Here is a 23,778-nt window from a genome sequence, read left to right on the forward strand (position 1 = left end):
ATTATCTATACCGCAGCTGATGGGCTGTTATGAATTTTTTAAGATATGAGTTATGAAAAAAATATTTCTACTTTTATATTTGTGTGTTATTCTCAGTAATATCGCCATATCACAGAACATAATGGATGTGAAACAATATTCATTTAGGTCATTAACTTATAATGATACACGTTCTTTCAGGATTGCTTTACCTGCTTCGGTTTATCCAAATGTAAAGTATAATGTGCTGTTTGTCCTGGATGCAGATTATACCTTTGATGTGATCGCTTCGACAGCCGTTTATTTACAGACCTTTGACTATATTCCTCCAACGGCAGTTGTAGCAATCGACTATTCAACTCCCGGAAATAGAAATGATGTAGGATACGACTTGTCCGGCAACAGTCTTGATTCAAGCGGAGAAATGTTTTATAAATATGTTAATACCGATTTGGCAAAGGAAATAGACAGAATTATTCCAACATCAGGTTTTAATACGTTAGTTGGCCATTCATATACGGCAAGCTATCTGAACTATTATATCGATGCAGGGAATGATAATATGACGTCATATATTCTATTCTCGCCTGAAAAGATGGAACGGATGCCTGGCTTTGAAACCAAGTACAAGACAAAGAGTCCGAGTGTCCGCATAATTACAGCTATGGATGATACTGAAGAAAGACAGACTTTTGGCCGGAATTTGTATGAGAACTTTCAGAAAATGAAATATGACGTTAAGCTTCACAGTATTAAAGCAGACCATATGTCTGTAATTCCGGCAGGGATTATGCAAGCCTTGACAAGCTTGTATGACAAATATTACAATATAGACAGTATATACGCTGCCATAGAACGTTCGGACAGTCCTTTATGGGAGACTTTTACAAGCATAAATGAAAATAACAGAACTCTTTATAAACAAGAATTACCAGTTTCAGGCTCATGCATTTCTGCTTTCTTGTGGACGGCCATTCAAAAAGACGAAAAAGAATCAATAGACAAATTACGCGTTTATTATAAGAAAGCCTTGGAAAGTGAAAACTCTGATCCTAATGCATTAGGCGTTATGGGAGATCTGATGAATAAGCTTGGCTTATGGAAAGAGGCAGATTACTACTTGCAACGATGTCTGGACAGATATAAAAAATTGAAACAAGAACATGAAACACTGTATTGGAGAAGAGTGTACTCATTGAATGTCTTACCTAAACTCGGGCAATATAAAAAGGCATGGAAGATATTAGAAGAAGGGAAAAAGATATATCCCGATGATAAAGCTGTATTCTGTTATTATCAAGGAGTGTTATCAATAACAAACGATTTTCTTATAAAGAAAGGCATAGAACAATTGAAAATTGCACTGAAATATCCCGATGTACTGAAAAATAATTTTGTGAACTTGGATGAAGCAGAAGCTCTTTTGAAAAAAGGAATATCAAAGGAAAAAGGTGTAATGCCATAGATTCTCCAATTAGATAAGAAAAATAAGTAAAATTACAAATGAATACGGGTAATCATACTCCATTAATTCAGAATATTGTCAAGGTTTGACTAGACGTAAGAATCTAAAATCTTGATATATGGTTTTGATTTAAAAAAATAATGCTAACTTTGCAGTTAAGCATGCATTGGCTTGCGGAAAATCTTGAATTTAAGATAAAAATATGATAGAGCAAGTTTTGATAAAGAATTATAAGTCGATAAGAGACTTGTCGCTGCCGTTGAACAGACTTAATGTGCTCATTGGTTCAAACGGTGCGGGCAAAAGCAACTTTATTTCATTCTTTGAACTGATTAAGGCTATCTATGAACAAAGGTTTGGAAGCTATACGTTGTCAAAGGGTGGTATAGATAATTTGTTGTATCATGGAAGAAAGAAATCCGCGTCAATAGAAGGATTGATAGATTTTGATAATACCAATGCTTTCTTTTTTGAGATAAAGCCGGCACAGTCGAACAAAGGCTATCTTGAGAATACCGGCGACTATTTTAATTGTCATCAAAGCAAGATAAAAGATTATCCGCAGTGGAACAAAACATTATGGGATTCTGCTGTGGAAGAATCTTCGTTGGCATATAACACTAAATGGAGAGCGGCCTATTTGAGGACATATTTAAAAAGTTTTATGGTGTATCATTTTCATGATACAAGCTTCACTTCTCCTATGCGTGGTGACTGCAACATAAACGACAATGAATGTTTGCGTGATAACGGCTCAAACCTGGCTGCTTATCTGTATTACCTGATGCAGAACGACGAAAAGGCTTTCCGCCTTATCGAGGGCGTTGTACGTTCCGTGGCGCCTTATTTTAAAGGCTTTAAGCTTCGCCCTGACGCCAACAATAATAACAAGATACGTCTGGAATGGGAGGAAAAGGATACAGACATGTATCTCGACGGATACAGTTTTTCTGACGGCACGCTGCGTTTTATCGCTTTGGCAACGTTGTTGTTGCAGCCGAAAAAGCCTGAGGTTATTATTATTGACGAACCAGAACTCGGACTGCATCCTGCTGCTATCAATAAGTTGGCTGAGATGGTGAAAAGTGCTTCTGTAAAGAGTCAGATAATCTTGTCTACCCAGTCAACAAATCTTGTCAACTGCTTTGATGTTGACGACATTATTGTGGTAGACCGTGCCGACAGCCAGTCGGTGTTCCGTCATTTGTCAGGTGATGAATTGAAAAAATGGATGGACGATTATAATCTCACTATCAGTGACCTGTGGGAGAAAAACATGATAGGAGGGCAGCTGTGAAACGTTTGTATATCGTTGTGGAAGGGCAGACAGAACAAGAGTTTGTCAACAGTCTTATTGCTCCATATTTGCAGAAATCTGAAATATATAGCGTCACGCCCGTTTTGATACGCACAAGCAGGAGCGGACGTGGAGGCATGGTTAACTATCAGCATCTGTATAATACTATAAAGATGCTGCTTGCGTCATCGCAGACAGACTTTGTTGTTACTACTTTAATCGATTTCTTCAGACTGCCTAATGATATGCCGAATTATGCAGAGTGTACGGCTGTTAAGGATAAGACACAATGTGTTGAGGCTTTGGAAAATGCTGTTGATGACTCTGTGTGTGATTCGCGTTTCTTTTCTTACATACAGTTGCATGAGTTCGAGGCTCTTTTGTTTTCAAGCAACAAAGGTTTTGAATTTTACTTTTCAGATGAGCATGCAAGTAAGACAGCCTCAATAATTTCTTCTTATGACAACCCGGAAGACATAAACTCTTCTCCTGAAGGTGCGCCGTCAAAACGGCTATTGGCAATAAAACCTGACTACAACAAGGTGCTTGAAGGCAATCTTATTGCGCTGGAAGTAGGAATAGAGGCCATAATAGAAAAATGCCCGCGCTTTGCAGAATGGATGAATAGCATTGTCGAGAAGTGTAAAGATTAGGATGCTTTATTCCTAATTGCCGTTTGTACTAATAATCCCAATAGGTACCTGTTTTTCTTGCCGTTATGGTTATATTAAATTACTTTTACCTATAATGAAAGTATTCGCACGTGGATAAAACTGATAAGATCACAATTTAAAGGCAATCATGCGTTGCTGGGGCAGATGTATAAAATTATAATGACATGAGAATATTTATCGCAATACGATTTACTGAAGCGTTTAAGTCTTCAATATTGGATGCACAGGACGGACTGAAGGAATATGGAGTAAGGGGCAACTATACGCAGCCGGAGAACCTGCATCTTACGTTGGCATTTATCGGCGAAACGGAAAGAGTGGAGGAAATAAAGGCAGCTGTTGATGCCGTTAAGTTTGAACCGTTTGTAATCAGAACGGGCAAGATGGGATGCTTTAACGGCAGAAGCAGGGTGGTGTGGCTCGGCATAGAAGGCGAGGACAAGGTGAAGGCTATAGCGCAACATCTGAGACGCAATCTTGATCAACGCGGCATTGACTATGCAAAGGGCAAGTTCAGTCCGCATATCACCCTTGTGCGCCAACCGTCGGAAATGCCTCTTGACATCGACGTGGAGAGCGAAAGCATGACAGTAAGCAATATTTATGTAATGAAGTCGGAACGGATCAATGGCCGGCTCGTTTATACGGCCCTGTAATTGATTGATGATAAATCTGCGCAACTGAGCCTGAAGAATAGAGATGGTTAAAATTACGGACTGATTCATAATTATAATTTGATTGCAGTTACAGGTTGAATTTTGAAAATAGTTAAAGTTATTATGAAACTTAGACGCATAATATTATTTTATTTTGTATGCCTCGTAGGTGTTGTCAGTGCATTTGCCGCAAACGGCCATGAGATAAGATTTATTTATTGTTCTGACCTTCACTACGGAATAAAACGACAGTTTCGGGGAGAGAAGGTTGATGCCTATAAGGTCATTGGCGAGATGGTGAAGTCGTTTTGTCTGCTCAATAAAACTGATTTGCCCTCTGACGGCGGAGTAGGTGAGGGAACAAAGTTTGGCGAGCCGGATTTTGTTGTGTGTACGGGCGATATATCGAACAGAATGCATGATGGGGTGTGGCAGGCATGCACATCATGGAGGCAGTTTGAAAAAGACTGGATAGAAACACTCGGATGTCCCATATATCTTGTTCCCGGTAATCATGACATATCAAATGCCATAGGATATCCGAAGAAACTTACACCTGCCAAGGATGAAACAAGTGCTATAGAAATATACAATCATAACATGCCGGAATTTGGCAGTCGGAAAATTTCGTCTTTTGATTATACAGCCAATAAAGTTCATTACACTTTTATAAAAGACAATCTCCGGTTTGCCTTTGTGGGGATATGGCCGGACGGTTTTATGCGTTGTTGGTTAGACAGCATATTTAAAGATGACCCGGCAACATCCACAATACTCTTCGCACATGATCCGGTTGAGGCTGATGCCAAACACTTTACAAATCCTAACTTTCCGTATGACATAAACAGTAAGGATAAATTTGAAAACCTGTTGAGCGATACGTGTAGCGTAAATGCCATTGACATGAGGCCTGTTGGCAACTGGAACAGGCTGGAGAGGTTTGTAAAGTCTCATCCTCAGATAAAGGCATATTTCCACGGAGACTGCAACTATAATGAATTCTATGACTGGAAGGGCACGGAGGGAAGCATATCCTTGCCTGTGTTCAGGGTTGACTCGCCGATGAAAGGAGAGTTGTCGGCAGACGATGAAAGCCTGCTTTCATATCAGGTGGTATGCATAGATACAGAAAGCAGGGTCATAACAGTGAGGGAATGTCTTTGGAACAAGAATGGTAAGACTTCTGTAAATTGGGGCAAGATGAGGAGCATTTCATATTGATGATGTCAGGTAATGACCTTATGGTCATTTATTTTTGATAAAAGCAGGTTTTAACCTATCATCCGCGTGAAAGATTATTGTTGCAGATATCTGCCGCTTCTGACAAAATCAACAAGCAGCTGTTCGTATTCTGCTTCGCCCTGAATGTAATATTTACGGCTGACACGCTGAAATTTCTCGTATATCTTTTCGGCCTTGCTGCTGTCTGCTTCGTGTATCATGGCGAGGGCGTATTGAACGCGCAGGGCTGAAGGACGGAAGACAGACTGCACTTGCAGGTATTTGCTGATTGACTTGTCTAGCAGCCTGTTGATGTCTTCGGGATAGTGGGGACGTATCAGCGTGAGGTAAATGCGCTCCAAGGTCAGTTCGTTGCGGTAGATAGTAACCATCCGGCTCATGTGCGGCTCGGCGCGCTGCATGATGGCGTTGGCCTTGCCGAAGTCCATGTGCAGCATGGCTAACGACAAGTCGGACGAAAGAGCCATGACGTGTATTGGGTTGCTGAAGTTGATGTCGCGGTCGTTGCACATGTATGTCATGGCCTCAAGCCGTGATGTGTCGTTCTGCATAAGATATCCGATGAGGCGCATGGAGCGCAGAAACACCATCGTGGAAAACTCGTCTTTGTGAAGATTGAGCATGTTGAGACCGTCGTTGGGCAGTCCGGCCAGCTTGTTCGGGATGCCGTTCATGACAATGAGATACAGTCCGGAGATGATGATGCACAGCAGAAAGACCGTTGTGACGAGCGAATGATGTGCCGACGGCATGAACATAATGACAGATGCAATCACCGTGAGCAGAATGTTGGCCAACACGCCGCCAGCATTATATAGGGCTATGCCGAAGGGCGTGTCGCCGTTTTCGGGCGGCAGCATAAGACACTGGCCTGCGGCTCCGGCCATGCTGAAGCGCGACAGGCGGAAACGGCCGTCGCGACGGCTCAGAACAACACCCATAATCATAAACGACAGAAACTTCCAGCCGCGCGCCATGGCAGCAAGCATGTGGCCTGCTTCGTGGATGACGATGTGTATGATGAAAGATAGAATGAAGAATATCGCTGCCAGGAGTATCGTGAGAAACACGTCGGCGGCTGATATGTCGGCATGAAGCGCAGGCTTGATGATTTTGCCTATGACGAAACCAACTCCGAATCCTATGGCTATTCCGCCAATAAATAATGCTGCTATGCGTAATGTCTTGTGGAGAAATGTCTTATTTATGTTTCCCATGTTTCAGTGTATATTCTTTTGTCTGACTTATTTCGTTCGCGGCTCTGTTGCAAAAGAGCCATTGTTTCAGTGATGCTGACGGCACCGGCATCTCATGATGCTGCAAAGATAGCGTAATAAATTTAAGAAATAAAACAGAAAACGAAACTTTTGTACAGCAGTAACAGAGATGTAATGTAAATTGATCATTAAGCCACACATCTCTTTTTCAATTTTGTGCATTAACGTTTTCAGGCCATCTTATTGTTTGCTTTTTCTTGACATAGCCTGCTATATCAAGAAGAATCTGATGAAAATCAGCTTAATGTAAAGCCCAAAATACAGACCGGATTATAATAAGATTTGTATGAAAAATAGGGGCTGTGCCTATTTTGCGCACAACCCCTATGAAAACTATTTGTGAAATTGTTATTTAACGACAAACTTCATTATATTTACGTTACCGTCGATGTAAACTTTAACGATGTAAACACCTGCCGGAACATTGCCGAGGCTGTAACTGCCTGGAGCAACCTCGGTGGCAGCGACTGCCATTCCGCCTGTTGAGAATACTTCGATGTAGTCGTATTCTCCGTTAACAGTAATAGAGCGTCCGTCAGCAGAGATGTTAAAGCCGCCATTCTCAACAGAAACAATGCCACTAGCGTCAACAGAGAAGTCGATAGTGCTCATTTCTGTCTTTCCTGAAGTGTAAGATGCTATCACGCCTGCAGTGTGATTGCCTGCACTAAGGTTTGTGAACGTGTATGTAGTAGCATCTTGTTGAGCAACCTTATTGCCGTCAAGGTAAACCTCATATAAACCGTCTAAAGAAGGAGAACGCAGAGACGGAGATTTATAACCTGTATTTCTGCTTATGTAAGCTGGTGCAGCCAATGCATCTGCGAGTCCGTAGCGTACATCGTCAATGCGGAATACGCGTTTTTGGTCTGATATGCAGCGTATTGCCACATATTTGGCTTCTTTTGGTATGTCATATGAATATTGCATCCAATAGCTCTGTGCCTCAGTTGCCTCCTGTACCTTTACAAAGCTTTCCGGCTGCATGTCGGTTGTTGAATACAGAACCTCAAAGTTTTCAAGATAAGAATAGTCTGCGCTTGCAGCATAGAATGTGAACTTGAAGTCTTCCTTGAAGTAGAGCTTAGGAGTGATCATCCAGTCGTCATTAGAGTCTCCATAAGAAGCCCATGCTGTCTGGCATTTGCTTCCGTTGTATGGTGCAAGATAAGATATATCTGTAGATGAAGGCGTAGTAGCGCTCTGGTTGAAAACCATGTATGCCATAGGCTCAAATATACCCGGCCATTCATATCCCATGAGTCCGCCAGTCTCGCAACCATCGCCGTCGATATACTGCCATCCGATAGCGCCCGGAGAGTTTATTGCGAAGTCTTCATGGCTTTCAAAGTCATCAAAGAACACGTTAGGATAATTCCACATAAATACGCGCTCATTGCCGTTGGCACCCTCCTCAATTATCAGGTTGTAAGGCTTAACTCTATTTTCAGTGATGTTATATGCAAATTCGTAAGAGTTGTCAGTGCTTACATTTATCTTATCAGTATGCGTGTTGAAGCCGTCGAGGACGATGCTCATGTCATAGACGCTCTTCCATACATTCTCCAACACAACGACTCCTGCATCATCGGCAGTGCCTGTGTACTGGTGAATTCCGTCTGAAATAACGACATGTGCGCCGTAAGCCTCATTTTCAGGAGTATCTGTAGTTATACGGAATGTAAGATCTGTGTTCATTTTATTTCCGATAGTGTCTGAAACAGACGCTGTTGCAAGATAGCCACCTGTGTATACGGCTTTTACCGCATAAGCGTAAACGCCTTGTTCCATGCTTTGCCAGTTTGTGTCTTCATAACTGCGTGCCTGCTGATTTTCAGAAAGCAACTTCCAGTTTGCCTCGTTGGCAATGTCTGATGACTTCATTCTGTAGACATTATAGCGTATGCGGCTCTGCGGAGTCTTCATCATTAGAGATTCATCAAGATTAGGCTGAACATCACAGTCTCTTGACTCAAGCTCAACGTAAGTAGCGTTGTTGTCAGCGCTGTTTCTGTATACGAAACGTTTAGTATTGTTTGCAGCAGACTTGAATTCTGTAGAGTCTTCAGGCACTGTGAACGGAGCGGCTATAGGACGAATGAGGAAGTTGTTGTGGAATCTTTCGTCAGCCTGTCCTTCAAGATAAAGATACTCTCCCGTAGTATAATCAGCAGTGAAGCAGTTTACGCCTTCCACGAAAGGATACTTCTCTTTGTCTCCGGCACCGTCAATGCCGACAGTCATGCCAACGTAATTAGAGTTAGATATAGCCAGATAATAGCCGTTGGGGGCGTCTACTGGAGCTGGCAGTGTGTATGAGTTCCACTGTCCGTCTGTAGCCTGTACATAGGTGTTCTGGTAGAGCAACTTGTCGGTTGGCTCTCCGTTTTCGTCAAGATCGAAGATGTTCAGACGTACGCTGTACATACTAGAAGCTGAGTTGACAAAGAATTCTACTCCGTGTATGCTTGAAGGTTCGCGTTTTACAACACCGAACATCGAATTTTCTGTTGCAGTTCCAATTCCAACTGATGTGGTCAGGGTTCCGTCGTCAATGCGCTGCAATACTGCGTCGTTGGCAGGAGCGTTCCATGTTACATTAGCAGAGGTTCCGTCTTCAATGACAGTAACCTTGCCGGCCGGCTTCTGGTTGTCAAGAAGTGTTATTGTACCAAGGTCTGTGTCGCTTTCAACTCCAAAGTTCTTAGTTCCCTCGAGAAGCTTATTCTTTGTTATACTTACAGCGTAGTTACCGTCTTTGAATACGTCAGCAAAGCTGAATGTTCCGTCAACGGCTGTTTCTGTCTCTTTGTTGTCGTATCCGCTCAGAACCACCTTTGCACCTGCTACCGGTTCGCCAGCAACATCTACAACAGTACCGCTGATCTTGTATGTAGGCCGTGCGGTCATTTCGATGTCGCATTGAGTAACATTGTGTTCGGTTACTGATGCTGATGCTGATGCATTTTCATATCCTAAGGCCTGTACGTCTATATTGTAGTTTCCTTCGGGGAGATATTCCAGACGGTATTTGCCTTCATTGTCTGTAACAGATTTAAATTCTCCGCCATTAGTGATGACTGTTGCTCCTGCTACGGGTTTGCCGTCACAGGTTATTATACCCTCAACATACCCTTCGTGGTCCTCACTTACCTGTATATTGCCGACACTCAGCTTATAGTTTGCGTAATATGTGCGGTATAAGAAACCGATGTTGTATTCTCCTGTAGCTTTAATCTCAGGAAGATTTGCGCGCAGGCTTACAACATGATCTGATACGATTTCAAACTGGTTGATGCTGTCCTGTGAAGCTATGTCTGTTCCCTGTCCGAATGATACGGCCAGTGTCTCCGTTACTTTATTGCTTCCGGGCAATGCATCGAATGTAACCTTATATCTCTTGCCTGCTTCAAGCTTTACGCGCGGTGATATCAGCCAGTCGGCAGCTGCAATTTCGTCATAATTATATGAGCAGATAGCTCCTTTTATAGAACCGTACATGCCGTCAGACCATTTCCATGTGTCATAATTGCCGTTAGCGTCTATAGTTGTCCATAGCTTGAACTCGTCGACATTGTTAAATTCAAAGGTAACAGGGCTTGTGTATGCTGGTCCGAGGATAACAGTCTCTGACCTTACGCTGTCGCCGGTGGCGTTGTCTGTATGCGGAACTATGGCATAGGTATATCTTCCCATTTCTGTCAGAGTCTCGTCTGTGAATGATGTCTCTTTTATTGCTGTAGCAACCTTTTCGCCTTCAAGACTGCTGTTCTTAAATCTGATAACATCATAATTCAGAGTATTTACGTCGATATATGAGCTCAGCTTGCCCTCTGTAGGCGCTGTCCATGACAGCTGTCCATTGTTGCCGTCAGCAATAAGCTTGATGTCGGTAACTCCCAGAGGATCTCCTTTTCCTACATATGAGCCAACGCTGGCTCTGTCTCCACGGCCAATGCTGTTTCCGGGGACAATTCTGTATGTGTAGTATCCGCGTTCTGTGATGTTGTTGTCGGTCCATGTCTGATGGCCGCCTATTGTCGGGTTGACTATAGAGTCTACTTTCACGCCGTCTCTCAGCACAAGCACATAGCTAAGTTCCTCGAGTGTGCCTCCTCTGCCATATGTCTTTGACGGGTTGTCCCACTCAAGTGTTGCTGTGAGCGCACCATTTTGGCCTCTTGTGATGCTCAGATTTTGTACCTTTGCCGGAGCGCTGGCTTCAGCAACTGTAAATGGTACGGATATACCCATTAGAGAAGATTCCTTGTTGTCCTTAAACTTCGCAAATGGAGTTACATGTGCTGTTTTCGTGTCAATCATGACTGCATCGTAAATCCATGATGATGTAGACCAATTATAAGTGGTGAATCTTAGATAAAGTTGTCCGCTGTCGTTGTCATAGAACAGGCAGTCACCACTATACATGAAGGCATCACCTGGGTTATAGTCAAGTGTTCCTATATATTGGCATTCGCATGTGTGCTGATTAATTTTGTATAAAGAGCCCCAGTAGCTTATGCCATACATTTCTCCGTCATAGGTAGATGTCATCACGTGCATGTGTTCTTCTATGTCTGATGCTTGTGCAGCAGAATTGATGACGTCATAAGTTAAGGTTCCTACATTTGTTATAGTACCGGTTTCGAGGTCAAGCTTAACAAGACCGTCGCCACCGTTGAAACTGTTAAGGCCATACATCGTTCCGCTCTGATAGTCATACGAAAAGTTGCTTACTGCTTGTCCGTTATTTACGCCACCGTAATCAGCAATCTGTCTCTGCGTTTTACTTTCCATGTCAAAAGCCCAAAGACCGTGGACTTTGATACCATTATAAACTTGTTCGTATTCAAAATAATAATAGGTGTTGTCAACAATCTGTCCGCCACAGACCATATTGTAGGTCATTGTTTGAAACAGACTTACGTTTTTGAGGGTATCACTCAATTCAAATGTATAGATACCTTTGCCAAACTCTTCGTTGTCTGATAGTGCATAAACCGTCTTGACATCTGAAGCAAAAGCTTGACATAAGACTCCAGATAACACGCAAAGCGATGTCACAAGATAATAATGTAATTTGCTTTTCATGTGTTTAAAATTTAAATTAATACTATATCAGTTAACTGATTTTTTCAATACAAAGATAAATAAAAAACATTGTTTGTTGTAACAAAATGTATAAAAAATGGCCGCTGTCAGTTTTTATCTATATACTTTTGGGCGTTGTAGCTGAAAAATTGTGATATTTTGCTATCATGAAGTCATCTTAAATTAGTAACTTTGCAAACAGTTAAACGTTAAAAAAATAGAACTATGAAAAGATTATTGCAATTTTTATTCTTTGCTTTCATCTATGTCATGACAGTGGAAGCAGTGCCGGCATATCGTGGTGCGATAAATGCTTTGCAGCCAGACGGAACAACCATCACTTTTTATATAAATGGTGATGAGCATTGGCATCAATGCATAAGCACTGACGGATATCTGCTCAAGCAGGACGAGGACGGAGGATACAGGTATGCAAGCTTGACAGATAAAAATATGCTGACAATTCAGGATTCGCCTTTAGCGCATAATCCAGATATGCGCTCTCTTACAGAAATAAGATATGTAGGCAAGCTGAAAAAAGCAACAGAATTGATAAATAATATATCAAGGCCTGACAGAATGAATAAGGCAATGAAGCAGAATAGCAGCAACTCTCGTTTTAAAGTGGGAAATTATCCTACTATAGGAGAGGGACGTTGTCTTGTACTTTTGGTAGAATTTGCAGATAAGGATTTTTCTCTTGACAAGGACTTTCATGACCGTATGCTCAATGAAAGCGGATTTAGCGACAATGGAGCTACAGGCTCTGCGAGAGACTATTACATTGCGCAGTCAAGTGGGGTATTCGTACCACATTTTGATATCGTAGGTCCTATAAAACTATCGCATAATACGGCATATTATGGTAGTGACAGTTTTATGACAACTGATCAAAATGCAGGCCTTATGATAAAAGAGGCATGTCAGTTGGCAGACTCAGAATATGAAATAGACTTTTCGCAATATGATGGTGATGGTGACGGAAAGGTGGACATGGTATATGTTATTTATGCAGGTTATGGGCAGCATGCCGGCGGCGGCTCTAATACAATCTGGCCACATAAATATCTTTTGTCTGCATATAACATAAATTTGAATCTCGATGGCAAGACGGTTGATACGTATGCCTGCTCGTCTGAACTTTTCGGCAACAGTGGTGTGCAATCATCAGGTATAGGCACAGTTTGTCATGAATTCAGCCATGTGCTGGGACTTGCGGATCATTATAACACATTAGATGCCACAGATTATAAACTTGGTTCATATGATATAATGGAGTATGGCCCTTATAATAATGACGGCAAGACGCCTCCGTCATATAATGCATTTGAACGTATGACTTTGGGCTGGCTGACTCCAGTAGAGCTGACTGAACCTACAGACAATGTTACGATGGGGCATCTGGCAGAGACAAACTCTGCATATATACTTACAACAAGCAATGAAAATGAATTCTATCTCATGGAGAACCGTCAGCAGCAAGGCTGGGACAGATGTATCCCGTCAGGAGGACTCATGATAACACATGTTGACTATAATGAAAATGTATGGAATAACAATAGCGTTAACGACGACACATCACACCCGAGATTCTATTTAGTTCCTGCAGATAATCATCTTGCGTATAATGCGATTGCAGGTGGTAATACAGAAGAAAAGGATTTGTATCCTATTTCGTCTAATAACAGTTTTACGGACATTTCAACTCCGGCAGCACAGCCATATACGGGGGAAACTTTAGATAAATGGATTACAGACATAAGTGACGATAATGGGACTATTGTATTCAATTTTATGTCAAATCATCTTAAAACGCCAAAAAATATCAAGGCAGATGTAAATGGCAATGATAGTTTTACGGCATCTTGGGATATGGTTGAACATGCAAGCAGCTATGTGGTCAACCTTTATAAGTTGGGATATAAGTCTGAACAGAAGGTCGCTTTGCAGGAAGGTTTTTCCATGATGACATCAGGAACTTCTGAATCAGCAAATTCTACAGATATAAGTGAAAGTATTGATGATTATGTAACTGAAAAAGGTTGGACAGGAAGTAAGGTTTATCAGGCAGGCGGCTGGTGTCAGATTGGAAATGTTTCAGAAGGCGGTATGCTCATCACACCTGTGTTGAATCTTAAACGATATGACGGTAATTTCGCGGTGGCAGTAACGGTAAAAGCTGCTTCTGGTGAAACGCCTGTTTTCAGCGTCAGCGCAAATGGAATGAGCGGCAAGACAAGAATAAACAGCGTATGCCGTACATACTTGTTCCGTTTCAACAACGGTATTTCAAAAACACCTGTTACTTTTGCCACTAATTTAGGACGTGCCATAATAGATTCTATAACAATAGTAAGAGGTGAAGACGATGGATTGTTTGATGACGCCAAAGTGGTTGAGGTAAGCGGCGAACCTGAAGTAATTGAGGGTGAAGTTGAAGATACAGACTTCCTGCATACTGACACTGTTACAGTTGATGGCGTGAAAGAACTTTATTATACGTTCAAGAATTTGGAGCAAAAATCATATTATGCATTTGCCGTAAAAGCTGTAAGCAGTGATGCAGAATCGGCATTCTCTGAAGAAGTGGTTGTTTATACAGACGAGTCATCGGCTATAACGATGCCCGATAATGATAAATATGGTTTAGACAATGCACCTGTAAGTATTTTCACCATCGACGGAAGAAAGGTTGAAAATATGAACGTTCCCGGTATTTATATTATTAAGAAAGGAAATTCTGTTAGAAAAGTAGCGACATATTAACCCTAAATATTATGAACATGAAGAAGAATGTTATTATTGCATGTACGGCCTTACTGCTTGCAGGCAGTGCGAAGGCACAGATTACTTATTTTAGTACAGGGTTTGATGAAGGCATGCCGTCAGCTTTTACTTTGCATGATGTTGACGGACGTACACCATCAACGGATATGCAAAACCTCGGATTTGCTGTTGGTGTTCCATGGGTTGTATACGAGGAGGATAATGACGGCAATATGGTGGCATGCAGTACGTCTTGGTATAAAAATGCAGGTAAATCGGACGACTGGATGGTGACAGGAGCCATAGCAATAGAATCTGAAAAGACAGTGCTTTCATGGCGCTCGAGAGCTAGTGACAAGGATTATCGTGACGGATATAAAATATATATATCAGAAAAAGGAACTGCAGTTGAAGACTTTGACAAGTCTGCGCCTTTGTTTGAAGTTTCAAAAGAAAGCTACAGCTGGACTGAACATGTTGTAGATCTCTCGGCATATGCAGGAAAAACTGTATATATAGCTTTTGTTAACGACAGTCAGGATAAAAATTGTCTTTATGTCGATGATATCTTTGTTGGTGTGGAGTCTAATGTCGGATTGACGACAAATCTTGGACGTGTGATACAGCAATATGGTGATGTGGCTGTATCAGGACAAGTTTTTGCCACAGGGGAAAAAAGCATAACGTCCTATAAAGTAGGATATAGAATTAACGGTGAAACTTATGAACAGGAGTTTGACGGAACACTGGAGCCCGGCAAAAAGACAGATTTCGTCCTAGACAAGAAATTTAATATCTCGCGTAATCAGACTTCTGAATATGAAGTATGGATAAAGAGCGGCACAGACAGCACTGGCGTAAAAGGGCGTGTGTCTGCATATCCTAGAAAACTTGTGTCAGAAGAGGTTACCGGAACATGGTGTGGTTATTGTGTAAGAGGTATTGTGGCAATGAAAGAGATGAACGAAAAATATCCGGACTCATTCATCGGCATCGCTATTCACTGCAGTAGTGCAGCATGGACAGATGCGATGTCATTTGGTGTTGAAGACTATCATGACTTGCTTTTCTCAAGATGTAATCTTTCTGGGTATCCTCGTTGTGTGTATAACCGAAATACAATGTATTCGATTGATCCGGGAGATATGGAAACATATTATAAGCAGATTATGGATAATTCGACAAATAACTGCGGTATACAGCTTAATGCTTCGTATGATGAGGCTACAAATGAGATTATTGCAAATACGGACATTTATTTTGCTGCAGACATAGATAAGGCTGATTATCGTTTGGCATACGTTCTCGTTGAAAACAACGTACATCGTACCAATGAAGACATTGGTGTTCCGGAAGGAAAACCGACAGGATATGAGCAGAATAATTATTATGCAGATAACGCAATGGGAGAGATGGGCGGATTTGAAAACCTTCCGTCAACGATTCCTGCAGATCAGATGTGGTATAATGATGTGGCAAGAACAATATATCCTGATTATAATGGTGTATCTGGAGTTATACCGGAAACAATAAAAGAAGGAGACCATTTTTCATATTCATGCTCTTTTGAGATACCAAAGAATGTGCTTGAAAAGAAAAACACAGAGCTTATAGTGTTGTTGATAAATAAGAATGGAATAATTGATAACGCCGATAAGGTAGCCATTGATGGACTTACAACCGGTATTTATACAGTAAGGTATGATAATGTCGCAAATGAAGATGATGCGTATTATAATGTTAATGGCATGCGTGTGAATTATCCAGGTAAAGGTATATATATTCACAAGGGTAAGAAAATCTTAAAATAATAATGCCATTGTTATATTTGAATAACTGAGACGTATTTGTTGTAAGGCACTATAGAATATTTGTCCATTTATGCAAAATATTTTATAGTGCCTTTTTTATTATAGTGCCGGATTGTAAGTAAGATGTTATATCTTGCGTATGAAATCATCAAGACTTTCTCCGTGCTGTAAGCCGAGCTTTTTTCTTAATCTGTAGCGATTGCTGTTAACACTGTCTGGACTTACAGACAACATACCGGCTATCTGTTTTGCTCTTATGCCAATTCTGACATACGCACATAATCTTAAATCGTTTTCTGTAAGTTCTGCACTTATCTCTTTCAACTTTACAAAGAATCCAGGATGAACAGAGTCAAAATGAAGCTTAAAACGAGACCATTCGTCATCATTTTTAAGACTGTCGCCAATGACACTATTAATTTGCTTGACATACTCCGTTGGTATCAGGTTTTGCTCTGAATATCGTTTTGTTATGTCACTTATCTGTTGTAACACTTCGTTCTTGTTTGCTAAAAGTAATGTTGATGAACTTATTTCGCAGTCTTTTTGTTTTATGTCTCTTTCAAAATTTTGTCGGTTTATACTGTAAATAAGTGATTCTTGCTGTAAGCTGTTTCGTAATTCTCGGTTTTCTATCTTCCTTATTTTATAGCGTTGGTATAAATATACAAATACAGATACGGCGACAAGTATTAAAATAATTATAGATAGAATCATAACGTACATTAATGTACGGTTTAGCTCGGCATCTTTTTCTAGTAGGTTTATTCTGTCGTTGCTTCGCGCGATTGCCTCTCTTGCCTTAGCCTTGGGCAGGTCCTGATTTCGTATCTCTGTTTCTCTTGCTTTATATTCGTTCATGTATTTCTCAAGGTACTTGTATGCTTCATCTTTTTTACCAAGTTTGTCTGATACCTTCCATAGCATTTCATATATTTCGGTTAGAAACTGTTCTCCCTTTAACATTTCTGTAATTTTTTCTTGCTCATGAAGCAATGTCAAGGCCTCTGAGTATTTCTTTTGCGCATATAGAACCTTTATGTGGTTAATATTATATAGCGTGGTAAAAATAAGATTTCCGTAAGCATTCTTTTCCAAAATGCTTAATGCATGGTTATCATATATAGCTGCGCTGTCAATTTGGTTCTTTTCGAGGAAAAGCATGCTTATATTCGTTAATGCTTGAAATGTCATACCCCAGTCTTTTTTGCCACTTTCAACAGATTTTTTATATAGTTGTAACTTTTTTTCTCCTTCAGCAAAGTAAGCTTGAAAAAAATATATTCTGTTAAGAGGAAATTTTACTTTTTCATATTCTTTGCCTGCAAGCATAAGTGGGCTTTTGGCGTTTTCAGGATCGTTAATATCTAAATATAATTGTACAAAAAGTAAATATACATTACCGAGAAAGTAATGATCTTCGTATTTTTGAAAAACAGGTATGGTTGATTTTAGCAGGTTATATGCTTCTAGATATCTTCCGTAGCGTTCATAGTTTCCTGCCAATTGGTAATTAATGCATGCCATGTCGTAGTCATAGTTGATTGAACAAAGCTTTTTTGCTTGCTCTAATAAAGGTATGCATTGTTGGGCCGATGCATTCATCTGTATAGTCCTGGCTTTCCAAAATAAAGCTCGGGCTTTTAATTGTTTGTTCCCTTTTTCCTCAGCAATTTTATATAGTTTGTCAAGGTCTTTTATTTCTATTTTAACACGATTGTTTTCAAAATCCATGCGACATAATTTACTTGCAATGGAGTCAAATTCTTTATCAATAGGCATAAAATTATACTTTTGTCCTTTAGCATAAAGAGGTAATATAAGTAATACAATCAGAAAAATATATTTAACGTAAAATCTTTTCATGTTATTTTAATTTATTTGTCTGAGACGTATAAGATTCATATAAAAATATGTTTTTTATGATGACTGCAAATGTACATAAAATATATGATTTTGTAGCCAAATTAGAAATTAAATAAGATCGTATTAAAAAATGATGCATTATGAATTGTAAGACAAAATGAAAGTATTTAATCATGATTCTAGTTCTTGTGTTAAATACTATGATTTGTTTCTGAAAAAATGAATAACTTTAGTTCACATAAGGTATAGTTTTTATGTTTGATTTTATTTTTTATCACCTTGTTAAAGTTGGCATGCTTCTTAATTCGTTCTTTATTTCCGGTATCTTTTAAGTGTGAATACTTTATCTGTAGTTACAGAGAATGTTATTGACAAAATAATAAATTAATTACAATAAAAGTCTATTTTCTTGCCGTTATGGTTATATTAAATTATTTTTGCCTGTAAATACAAATAACTGTACGTGGAAATGTCATCTGGAGCTGTTCAAAAAATGGCTTGAAAAATTTATTGAAAACACCTGAAAGGGGGTATGTATGATGAATGGTACGATAACGGCATAAATAATTATCTAAAATTATGAGAACAACAATATTATGTATTTTGCTTTTCTGTGCTTATGCGCTTGTCGCAAAAGCGCAGAAAATAGAACCAGAGGTGAATGAGAATGTTGAACTGATGAGCATATTGGCGCGCATGGCCGGATATCCTGAATATAAGATGGATATGGCAGGGCAATATATAAAAGACATGGATGAACATTTTAAGAGTCAGACGAAGCATCCGGCTGTGCAGTATATGAAAGAACTCAGAAACAAGTACGGCATATCTTTTGATGCCGTGATGTCTATGGCGATACATCTTAATAACCTGAGCGGCACGTTCTCGCTGATAGACGAAGAAGTGCCGACGCTGGAAAAGAGATGGGGTAAGGTGGACAAGACGGAGTTTTTGACACAGCTCGGCAACTTTTATAAAGACTCAAGGTTCAACGACTTTTTCAATGCACATAAAGCCTTGTATGAAAAAGGACTTGAGGCTTATCGTGAGAATGTGATAAAGTATCTTGACACAAGTTGGTATTCTGCCTTTTATGGTAAAGAGCCGCAGGAAGTATTTTCTGTGATTATTGGCTTTTGTAACGGCGGTGGAAACTATGGAGTTAACAGACACGTAAGAGGCAACAAGAAAGAAGTGTTTGCCGTTGTGGGCTATTATGTTGACAAGGACGACAGGCCTATGTACAGCAAGGACTATCTGCCTACGCTTGTGCATGAGTTTAATCACTCCTTTGTAAATTATCTGCTTGACGAGAAACGATATCCCGGTCATGTGAAAGATATGGAACAGGCGGCAACAGGCATATTTGAGCTGTCTAAATGGGCAATGGCGAAGCAGGCATACGGCAACTGGAAGACAATGATAAACGAATCGCTGGTGCGCGCAGCCGTAATCTGTTATATGTTGGACAATGATTATAAACCGGAAGAAGTGAAACAGAAGTTGTCGGAGCAGATTCAGCGCAACTTCAGATGGATGCCCGAGCTGGTGAGTATGCTGAGAAAATATGAGAAGAAACAGCATAAATATGGCAACTTTGAGTGCTTCTATCCGCATGTCATAACCTTCTTTTCGGATGTGGCGAAAAAGGAAAATGAGCAATTCAAGGTGTTAAACTGAAATCGGTAATTATGCCGCACATAGTTTTATCAATTTTGTGCATTAATGTTTTCAGTCCCATCTTATTGTTTGCTTTTTCTTGACATATCCCGCTATATCAAGAAGAGTCGGATGAAAATCTGCTTAATGTAAAGTCCAAAGCGTCATGTGGTTTTTATTCGCAAGCACTACGTTTGGTATTGTGCCGGCTGATTTGCAATCTGCCGGAATTGAGTATCAGAACCGAAGGTCAGCGCAGCTAATTTTTTAATCCGATTACTTCCTATTTCTTGTAGTAAAACATTGACTTGACTAACGTCGAACTTCGTTTTCAGCGCAGCTAATTATGAAACGCAGTTCGGCGTTAGCAAATTATAAAAGTGTCTGCAAAAAAAATTGACGAAGAACCGCTCGATATAAAACAAAAATGCAGACCGAATTTTTATAACGATTTTGTTTTAATGTAAACCTGAACTCGGCATAAGAAAAACGTGTCAGCGGCATAAATGTACAGGCAAGAATGTTGACTGTAGTTGACAGCCATAAATACCGGCCTGTTTGCCGGTAAAAACTGTGCCGTTTCTGCATCAAAAGTGGCCTGTTTTTAGACCGTAAACGATAGGTTAATGATTTGAAACATATACTCGTTGTTTTGCTTACAGTTTTCTTTATTGAGATTCTTTCTCTGATTGTTTCTTAATGAAGAATATGTGTTTCCCTTTCAGTTTTTTTGCCTTTAAATTCTATGAGGCTTTTTATGCAGGCTTATATGGATGAGAACATTTGTGGCAGTTTTGTTTTATTGCCGTCAGAAAATAAGTACGGATGTTTTTGATGAAGAATAAAAAAATATTATCTTTGCAGTTAGACAAGTAAGGGCGGAAAACCCGTACATGTCATAACGGCGTGCTGAAAGGCTTACGGCATTATGCCGGACAAAAACGGCAGTACACCGTTGACGAAAAGGGGCGGGGGATGGACAGATGTACTAAGGAGCAGCGGCACAAAAACATGGCCGCCATACATTCGGCAAACACAAAGCCGGAGATGATAGTCAGGAAGTATCTGTTTTCACGCGGATTCAGATACAGGCTGAATCATCCGCGCCTGCCGGGACATCCAGACATAGTGCTGCGCAAGTATCGCACGTGCATCTTTGTGAACGGCTGCTTCTGGCATGGACATGAAGGGTGCAAGTATTTCAAGATGCCAAAGAGCAACGTTGACTTCTGGGCAGCCAAGATAAACCGCAACAGGCAGCGCGACAAAAGGGTGCAGCAGGAGCTGGCCGCCATGGGATGGCACTGCATGACGGTGTGGGAGTGTGAGCTGAAGACAGACAGGCGTGAACAGACGCTGACGTCGCTCGAATACACCTTGAACCATATATATCTGGGCGACCGCACCGTGAGATACTCTCTGCCGGAAGACGACTGCGGCATGATGGCGGCAGAGGCCGGCCCTGAATATGGGGCGGCGGATGATGACGACAGGGCGATGATATAATGCATAGAATTAACAGCTAAACCGGAAACAAGAAAATAAATCTTTACAACTGTATGAGTTAAAAAACTAAATAGCTTACGTTTTAAGTGTATAATTTGCTAAATTTGCGGCAGAAACAAGTATTGTGTAGATGAAAGATTTTGCGGCTATAGATTTTGAGACGGCCAACGGCGAGCGCAGTTCGGTGTGCAGCGTGGGCGTGGTGGTTGTGCGTGACGGTGAGATTGCCGACACGTTCTACTCGCTTATACAGCCCGAGCCAAATTATTACACCTATTGGTGCAGCAGAGTGCATGGCCTGACGCGCGAAGATACCGAAGAGGCACCGGTGTTCAGCGAGGTGTGGAAGCAAGTGGAGCCGCTCATTGAGGGGCTGCCGCTGGTGGCTCATAACAAAGGCTTTGACGAGGGCTGCCTTAAAGCCGCGTTCAAGGTTTATCAGATGGATTATCCCGACTACTGCTTTTACGACACCCTTGCCGCTGCCCGCAGGGCTTTTCCCTGTGCAGAGAATCATCAGCTGCATACAGTTGCAGCCCTTTGCGGCTACGACCTAACGATGCACCACAATGCCCTTGCTGATGCCGAGGCCTGTGCATGGATTGCAAGAGAGATATTGTGATACTGCAATGTTGTGGCACATATACTGAGAATGAATAAAAGACGGAGTAAGAAAACAAGTCGAGTGTGTAATTGCTAAACAAAGAAGAAAAATGAAACCTATTGTAGCCATAGGAGATGTTCACGGTCTTGAAAAATGGAGAAGCATAGTTGATGAGCACGAAGACTGCACAATCGTGTTTCTGGGTGACTATCTTGATCCGTATGAATACATTACGCGCAGGCAACAGCTGGACAACCTGCGTGACATCATAGAACTTAAGAAGCGGCGCATGGACGACGTGGTGCTGCTTCTCGGCAACCATGACCTGCATTATTTCTGCGACAGGGCCCTGCCCGGCTCGCGCTACGACTTTCAGATAGAGAGGTTTGCCGAGGCTATGTTCAACGCCAACATAGAGCTGTTTCAGTATGCCTATCAGCAGGGCAACCGGATATTTACGCATGCCGGCATACAGCACAGCTGGTTTGTAGACGACTTTAAGGGCGACCTTACTCAGCCTATAGCGCATCAGCTGAATAATCCCGAGTCAGTCCAGTTTAACGCCATGTTGCGCCTTGGGCATGCCAGGGGAGGACGCATAGGCAAAATCGGAGGAATATTCTGGGCAGACATAAGCGAACTGACCGACCCGCTGCATGGATATACACAGATCGTTGGCCACAACCGCGTTGACGACATTACGGAACGCTGCGGATATAATGACAACAAGATAATCTTCTGCGACTGTCTGCGCAACGGCAAATATTATTATGAGGAATGAGGCTGTAGGCTTGACTAAATATGTAAACGAAAAGATGAACAAATAGCAGAATGTCGGGGCAGAGTATAGGCAATCTATGTGTGAAACCATGATGCTCAAAAAAATGTCGTTTAAAAAACATCAGATTGCTTGTCGGTTAAGATTTTAATTCTTAATTTTGTTCATGCCTAAGGTTCATGATTTTCTTTTTCTTGGTTACAACTACATAAAGATAAGAAATTTTGGACCATGATTTTTTCAATCATAATTATTCTTATGCTAAATTGGATGTAATGCAATTCTGATCCAGGCAGTGGTTGACTAAAAATGATGATGAAGAATGATAGTTTCTTGATGCCTTGTTACTCTATATAGATAAAACAAAGAATTTATGTTGTTATGAATATTTTCAGATTGAATAACGATGCTTTATGGGATGGCATACGTGACTGGAGTCTAAAAGCAGGACGTTCGGCAGCCCGTCCCGTGTTGCTTATGTGGTATGTCATGCGCAGTGATAAAACGCCACGTAAGGACAAGTTGGCAATGTTCGGTTCGCTGGCGTATCTTATATTGCCGATAGACCTTCTTGACGCTCACCGGCTGCCTGTCGTCGGCTGGCTGGATGAGGCGGTTTCGCTTGCGGTGCTGATCAGAAAAATGTCAAAGTATATCACTCCTGAGACACAAGCCAAGGCCGAAGCACAGCTTGACAAGTGGTTTCCGGAATACACAAAATATGAGATAGTTGAATAAAATAGTCCACAATGAAGAATGCCCATCGTATATTGTATAAATCTGTGCGCAATGGAACTCTGTTCTGTGTTGTGATAGCAACAGTTGAGGACGGAAGATTGACCGTCCATAAAGTCGACTTTCAGGAGTGGGACTATAACCGACGCGACGGCATCGTGGAAGCCTCATACGGGTTTGACGGGGAAAACACTTTGAAACTATATAATCTTATGCAGGCTTCAACGGCTTCAGACTTCATCAAAAAACTAAAATTGGAGTTCGGTTTTAGAACGGACCGTAATACTTTTATTGGTAATCTGATGAAGTTCTGTGAAAAAAATAATATCAAAAATAAGTTTAACGTCTGGTATTAATTTAAACAACACAATA

16 protein-coding genes are annotated in these 23,778 nt (G+C 41.0%); 13 read left to right on the plus strand and 3 right to left on the minus strand.

Annotation, left to right across the window (positions count from 1 at the left end; all coding sequences use genetic code 11):
• Positions 1-52 precede the first annotated feature (52 nt).
• The 5 genes from ACZMIG_RS02135 to ACZMIG_RS02155 all read left to right on the plus strand — a co-directional run bounded on the left by ACZMIG_RS02135 (position 53) and on the right by ACZMIG_RS02155 (position 5,292).
• A complete protein-coding gene (locus ACZMIG_RS02135; protein WP_487888961.1) occupies positions 53-1,444 on the plus strand; it encodes a hypothetical protein in 1,392 nt (463 codons plus the stop codon).
• 202 nt (positions 1,445-1,646) lie between these two features.
• Positions 1,647-2,741, plus strand: a complete 1,095-nt coding sequence (locus tag ACZMIG_RS02140) for an AAA family ATPase (protein ID WP_487888962.1) — start codon at positions 1,647-1,649, stop codon at positions 2,739-2,741.
• Positions 2,738-3,394, plus strand: a complete 657-nt coding sequence (locus ACZMIG_RS02145) for a DUF4276 family protein (protein ID WP_487888963.1) — start codon at positions 2,738-2,740, stop codon at positions 3,392-3,394. Before ACZMIG_RS02140 ends, ACZMIG_RS02145 begins: the two co-directional genes overlap by 4 nt.
• Positions 3,395-3,579: 185 nt before the next feature.
• Complete coding sequence (thpR, locus tag ACZMIG_RS02150) at positions 3,580-4,071, plus strand: RNA 2',3'-cyclic phosphodiesterase (protein WP_487888964.1); 492 nt, start codon at positions 3,580-3,582, stop codon at positions 4,069-4,071.
• Between the two features lie 123 nt (positions 4,072-4,194).
• Positions 4,195-5,292, plus strand: coding sequence for a metallophosphoesterase family protein (locus tag ACZMIG_RS02155; protein ID WP_487888965.1), 1,098 nt, complete (start codon positions 4,195-4,197; stop codon positions 5,290-5,292).
• Between the two features lie 74 nt (positions 5,293-5,366).
• Here ACZMIG_RS02155 and ACZMIG_RS02160 read toward each other — a convergent pair whose 3' ends face one another.
• Positions 5,367-6,530, minus strand: a complete 1,164-nt coding sequence (locus ACZMIG_RS02160) for a M50 family metallopeptidase (protein WP_487888966.1) — start codon at positions 6,528-6,530, stop codon at positions 5,367-5,369.
• 408 nt (positions 6,531-6,938) lie between these two features.
• Complete coding sequence (locus tag ACZMIG_RS02165; RefSeq protein WP_487888967.1) at positions 6,939-11,681, minus strand: choice-of-anchor J domain-containing protein; 4,743 nt, start codon at positions 11,679-11,681, stop codon at positions 6,939-6,941.
• A 225-nt stretch (positions 11,682-11,906) separates the two neighbouring features.
• On the opposite strand from ACZMIG_RS02165, the gene ACZMIG_RS02170 reads away from it, so the two are divergent.
• Positions 11,907-14,447 (plus strand): M6 family metalloprotease domain-containing protein, encoded by a 2,541-nt coding sequence (locus ACZMIG_RS02170; RefSeq protein WP_487888968.1) that lies wholly within the window; start codon positions 11,907-11,909, stop codon positions 14,445-14,447.
• 17 nt (positions 14,448-14,464) lie between these two features.
• Positions 14,465-16,258: a choice-of-anchor J domain-containing protein gene (locus ACZMIG_RS02175; protein WP_487888969.1), complete on the plus strand. Its 1,794-nt coding sequence runs from the start codon at positions 14,465-14,467 to the stop codon at positions 16,256-16,258.
• Positions 16,259-16,384: 126 nt separating this feature from the next.
• Here the strand turns inward: ACZMIG_RS02175 and ACZMIG_RS02180 are convergent, their stop codons facing one another.
• On the minus strand, positions 16,385-18,124 hold the full coding sequence (locus tag ACZMIG_RS02180; RefSeq protein WP_053398609.1) for a tetratricopeptide repeat protein: 1,740 nt from the start codon (positions 18,122-18,124) through the stop codon (positions 16,385-16,387).
• A 579-nt stretch (positions 18,125-18,703) separates the two neighbouring features.
• Here ACZMIG_RS02180 and ACZMIG_RS02185 point away from each other — a divergent pair.
• The 6 genes from ACZMIG_RS02185 to ACZMIG_RS02210 all read left to right on the plus strand — a co-directional run bounded on the left by ACZMIG_RS02185 (position 18,704) and on the right by ACZMIG_RS02210 (position 23,762).
• Complete coding sequence (locus ACZMIG_RS02185; protein ID WP_418874986.1) at positions 18,704-19,804, plus strand: DUF4932 domain-containing protein; 1,101 nt, start codon at positions 18,704-18,706, stop codon at positions 19,802-19,804.
• Positions 19,805-20,758: 954 nt separating this feature from the next.
• Positions 20,759-21,289, plus strand: coding sequence for a very short patch repair endonuclease (locus ACZMIG_RS02190; RefSeq protein ID WP_287601588.1), 531 nt, complete (start codon positions 20,759-20,761; stop codon positions 21,287-21,289).
• A 130-nt stretch (positions 21,290-21,419) separates the two neighbouring features.
• The gene (locus ACZMIG_RS02195) at positions 21,420-21,911 is read left to right on the plus strand and encodes an exonuclease domain-containing protein (protein WP_021855364.1); all 492 of its coding nucleotides are present in this window, start codon (positions 21,420-21,422) and stop codon (positions 21,909-21,911) included.
• A 91-nt stretch (positions 21,912-22,002) separates the two neighbouring features.
• Positions 22,003-22,674 (plus strand): metallophosphoesterase, encoded by a 672-nt coding sequence (locus tag ACZMIG_RS02200; RefSeq protein WP_021855365.1) that lies wholly within the window; start codon positions 22,003-22,005, stop codon positions 22,672-22,674.
• Between the two features lie 378 nt (positions 22,675-23,052).
• Positions 23,053-23,409 carry a YkvA family protein gene (locus ACZMIG_RS02205; protein WP_487888970.1) on the plus strand — a complete coding sequence of 119 codons (357 nt, stop codon included), beginning with the start codon at positions 23,053-23,055 and terminating at the stop codon, positions 23,407-23,409.
• An 11-nt stretch (positions 23,410-23,420) separates the two neighbouring features.
• Complete coding sequence (locus tag ACZMIG_RS02210) at positions 23,421-23,762, plus strand: hypothetical protein (RefSeq protein WP_443732849.1); 342 nt, start codon at positions 23,421-23,423, stop codon at positions 23,760-23,762.
• The last annotated feature ends 16 nt before the right edge of the window (positions 23,763-23,778 follow it).

The organism is Xylanibacter sp., from assembly GCF_057607445.1.